Origin of the sequence: Methylorubrum podarium (assembly GCF_022179745.1) — a bacterium.
GTDB classification, from domain to species: domain Bacteria; phylum Pseudomonadota; class Alphaproteobacteria; order Rhizobiales; family Beijerinckiaceae; genus Methylobacterium; species Methylobacterium podarium.
Map to the genome: position 1 here is coordinate 1 of NZ_BPRD01000044.1, position 3,501 is coordinate 3,501.

Sequence of the window (3,501 nt, forward strand, 5' to 3'; positions counted from 1 at the left end):
CCGGACCTCGCCGCCCTGTTCGCGGCGGAAGCCGAGGAGCGGGGCATCGAGAGCCCCGAGGGCATCGCCATCGCCGTCAACGGCCGCGTCGTGCGGAAATCCGCCTGGGGCCAGACGGCCCTCAACGAGGGCGACCGCATCGAGATCGTCCGCGCCATGCAGGGAGGCTGAGCGCATGAACCATCACGACACCACCCTCGCGCAGGTCACGGCCGGGGACGACGCGCTGGAGATCGCCGGCATCCGGCTCTCCTCGCGGCTGTTCATCGGCACGGCCGGCTATCCGAGCCAGGAGATCATGGCCCAGTCGGTGCGCGCCTCGGGCGCCGAGGTGGTCACCGCCTCGATCCGCCGGGTCTCGCTCCAGGGCCACGGCTCGGACACCTTCCAGAAGCTGAAGGGCGCCCGCTTCCTGCCCAACACCGCCGGCTGCGAGACGGCCCGCGACGCGATCATGACCGCCGAACTCGCCCGCGAGGCGCTCGGCACCGACTGGATCAAGGTCGAGGTGATCGGCGACCGCGAGACGCTCTACCCGGACGTGACCGAGCTGCTCGAAGCCTGCCGCCACCTCGTCGATGACGGCTTCACGGTGCTGCCCTACTGCAACGACGATCCGGTGATCTGCGAGCGGCTGGCCGATCTCGGCTGCGCCGCGGTGATGCCGATGGGCTCGCTGATCGGCTCCGGCATGGGCATCGCCAACCCGGCCAACATCGAGCTGATCTGCCGCCGGGCGAAGGTCCCGGTGATCGTCGATGCCGGCATCGGCACCGCCTCGGACGCAGTGATCGCCATGGAGCTGGGCGCCGCCGCCTGCCTCATCAACACCGCGGTGGCGAAGGCGGACGATCCCGTGCGGATGGCGGGCGCCATGCGTCGCGCCGTCGAGGCGGGACGCCTCGCCCATCTCGCCGGGCGCATCCCGCGCCGCGGCCGGGCCGAGCCGTCGAGCCCGCAGCTCGGCCTCGTCGGGTCGTGAGGGCGGGTGGGGCTTCCCTCCCTTCTCGTCGTCACCGACCGCCACGGCGCCGACCGGCCGCTCCCTGAGACCGTCCGCGCGGCGGTGGCGGGCGGCGTCCGCTTCGTCTGGCTGCGCGACCGCGATCTCGACCGCGGTGCGCGGCAGGATCTCGCCCGCGACCTGATCGCGATCCTGGCGCCGGTCGGAGGCTGCCTCGTGGTCGGCGGTGACGTCGAACTCGCACGGGAGACCGGCGCACAGGGTGTGCACCTGCCGGGCTCCGCCGGGATCGACGGCATCCGGAGGGCGCGGCAAACGCTCGGCGCCGCGGCGCTGATCGGGTTCTCGGCCCATTCGGTCGATGAGATCGGGGCGGCCGAGGCGGCGGGGGCCGATTACGCCACGCTCAGTCCGATATTCTTGACCGCGAGCAAGCCCGGCTACGGCCCCGCCCTCGGCCTCGATGCCTTGCGCGCCGCGGCGGTCCACCGCCTGCCGATCTTCGCCCTCGGCGGCATCGACGCCGACAACGCCCGCGCCTGCCGCGAGGTCGGGGCGGCGGGCGTCGCGGTGATGGGCGGCGTGATGCGTGGGCCCGATCCGCGGGGCGCGGCGGCCCGGTTCCTTGCAAACCTCACGTGATACCCGAGCCGCTCGATGGCGTCGGTTCGATCGCCATCACCGTCATTCCGGGGCCGCGCAGCGGAACCCGGAATCCACCCGAGATGCGCGGCTCAGCGTGGCATCACGGGTGGATTCCGGGTTCGCCTTCGGCGCCCCGGAATGACGGGGAGGCGGCAATGAACCGATCCGCTGGACACCGTGTGAGGTCTGGCATTTTCGGCCGGCGGACCCTGTCGGATATCGGCCCTGCGCCGATCACCCCTGGCGCTGCGGCGCGAGGCGTATAGAAGCGCTGACAGAATTTCCTTCCAGCAAGGCGCCCGGACAGGGCTGCGAGCTCGACCGCATGATCAACTCTCCCCTCATGACCGTCATGGTCGATGCCGTGCGCAAGGCCGCCCGCGGCCTCAAGCGCGACTTCGGCGAGATCGAGAACCTTCAGGTCTCGCGCAAGGGCCCCGGCAACTTCGTCTCGGCCGCCGACAGGAAGGCCGAAGAAGTCCTGCGCGACGCGCTGATGAAGGCGCGGCCCGGTTACGGCCTGATCATGGAGGAGAGCGGCAATATCGAGGGCACCGACAGGAGCCATACCTGGCACGTCGATCCCCTCGACGGCACCACGAACTTCCTCCACGGCATCCCGCATTTCGCGATCTCGGTCGGGCTGGAGCGCGACGGCCAGATCGTCGCCGGCGTGATCTACGATCCGGCCAAGGACGAGCTGTTCATCGCCGAGCGCGGCAAGGGCGCCTTCCTCAACAACCGGCGCCTGCGCGTCTCCGGCCGCCAGGACTTCGCCGACGCGCTGGTCGCCTATGGGACGCCCTATCTCGGCCGCGGCAGCCACGGCCGTCTGCTCAAGGAAGTCGCCGCGGTGATGGCGGTCTCCGGCGGCACCCGCCGCCTCGGCTCGGCGGCACTCGATCTCGCCTACGTCGCCTGCGGCCGGACCGACCTCTACTGGGAGCGCGACCTCCAGACCTGGGACATCGCGGCGGGCATCATCCTCGTGCGCGAGGCCGGCGGCTTCGTCACCAGCGCCGACGGCGGCGCCGAGCCGCTCGCCGCCCGCTCGGTGGCCTGCGGCAACGAGGTGCTGCACCGCGAACTGATCGGCCTGCTGCGTAAGGCCGCCGCGTGAGCGGACGCGCGTATGGCCTCGCGCCGCCGCCTCTGCTCTAACCTCCGCGCATCCTGACAAGTCGAGCACCCCGCATGGAAGCCCGCCGCCACTCCGCCCTGAAGGACTCGGTCCGCTCGATTCCCGACTATCCGAAGCCGGGCATCATCTTTCGCGACATCACCACCCTGCTCAGCGATCCGCGCTCGTTCCGCCGCGCGGTCGATTCGCTGGTGCATCCTTACGCGGGCGGGCGGATCGATCAGGTCGCGGGCATCGAGGCACGCGGCTTCATCCTCGGCGGCGCGGTGGCGCACCAGCTCTCCTCGGGCTTCGTGCCGATCCGCAAGAAGGGCAAGCTGCCCCACAAGACCGTCTCGACGGCCTACGCGCTCGAATACGGCACCGACGAGATCGAGATCCACGTCGACGCGATCAAGCCGGGCGACCGGGTGATCCTGGTCGACGACCTCATCGCCACCGGCGGCACCGCGACTGCGGCGGTGAACCTGCTGCGCCAACTCGGCGCCGAGGTGGTCGCCGCCTGCTTCGTCATCGACCTGCCGGAGATCGGTGGCGCCCAGCGCCTGCGCGATCTCGGCGTCACCGTGCGCACGCTGATGGAGTTCGAGGGGCATTGAGCGCCCTCGGGCCGGGCTTTCCCGCCTATCCGGGTTCGGATTGATCGCTTCGGATTATCGCTCCAGTCCGTCATCGCGAGCGTGAGCGAAGCGATCCAGAGCGCGCCCTGTCCGGAGATGGCGCACCCTGGGTTGCTTCGGCTTCGCCTCGC

5 protein-coding genes are annotated in these 3,501 nt (G+C 70.8%); all 5 read left to right on the top strand.

From position 1 onward, the window contains the following. A partial coding sequence (thiS, locus tag MFF42_RS02255) for a sulfur carrier protein ThiS (RefSeq protein ID WP_306423469.1) occupies positions 1-171 on the top strand: 171 nt, incomplete at its 5' end. A gap of 4 nt (positions 172-175) precedes the next feature. Next, complete coding sequence (locus MFF42_RS02260) at positions 176-982, top strand: thiazole synthase (protein WP_238254334.1); 807 nt, start codon at positions 176-178, stop codon at positions 980-982. A 6-nt stretch (positions 983-988) separates the two neighbouring features. Beyond that, positions 989-1,606, top strand: a complete 618-nt coding sequence (locus MFF42_RS02265; RefSeq protein WP_238254335.1) for a thiamine phosphate synthase — start codon at positions 989-991, stop codon at positions 1,604-1,606. 328 nt (positions 1,607-1,934) lie between these two features. Next, positions 1,935-2,729: an inositol monophosphatase family protein gene (locus tag MFF42_RS02270; RefSeq protein WP_238254336.1), complete on the top strand. Its 795-nt coding sequence runs from the start codon at positions 1,935-1,937 to the stop codon at positions 2,727-2,729. Between the two features lie 74 nt (positions 2,730-2,803). Then, positions 2,804-3,349: an adenine phosphoribosyltransferase gene (locus MFF42_RS02275; protein WP_003604529.1), complete on the top strand. Its 546-nt coding sequence runs from the start codon at positions 2,804-2,806 to the stop codon at positions 3,347-3,349. Positions 3,350-3,501 lie beyond the last annotated feature (152 nt).

What these genes read in the sequence shown, in the direction of transcription:
- MFF42_RS02270 (WP_238254336.1), top strand. Translation starts at nt 1,935, where the DNA reads ATGATCAACTCTCCCCTCATGACCGTCATGGTCGATGCCGTGCGCAAG.
- MFF42_RS02260 (WP_238254334.1), top strand. Translation starts at nt 176, where the DNA reads ATGAACCATCACGACACCACCCTCGCGCAGGTCACGGCCGGGGACGAC.
- MFF42_RS02275 (WP_003604529.1), top strand. Translation starts at nt 2,804, where the DNA reads ATGGAAGCCCGCCGCCACTCCGCCCTGAAGGACTCGGTCCGCTCGATT.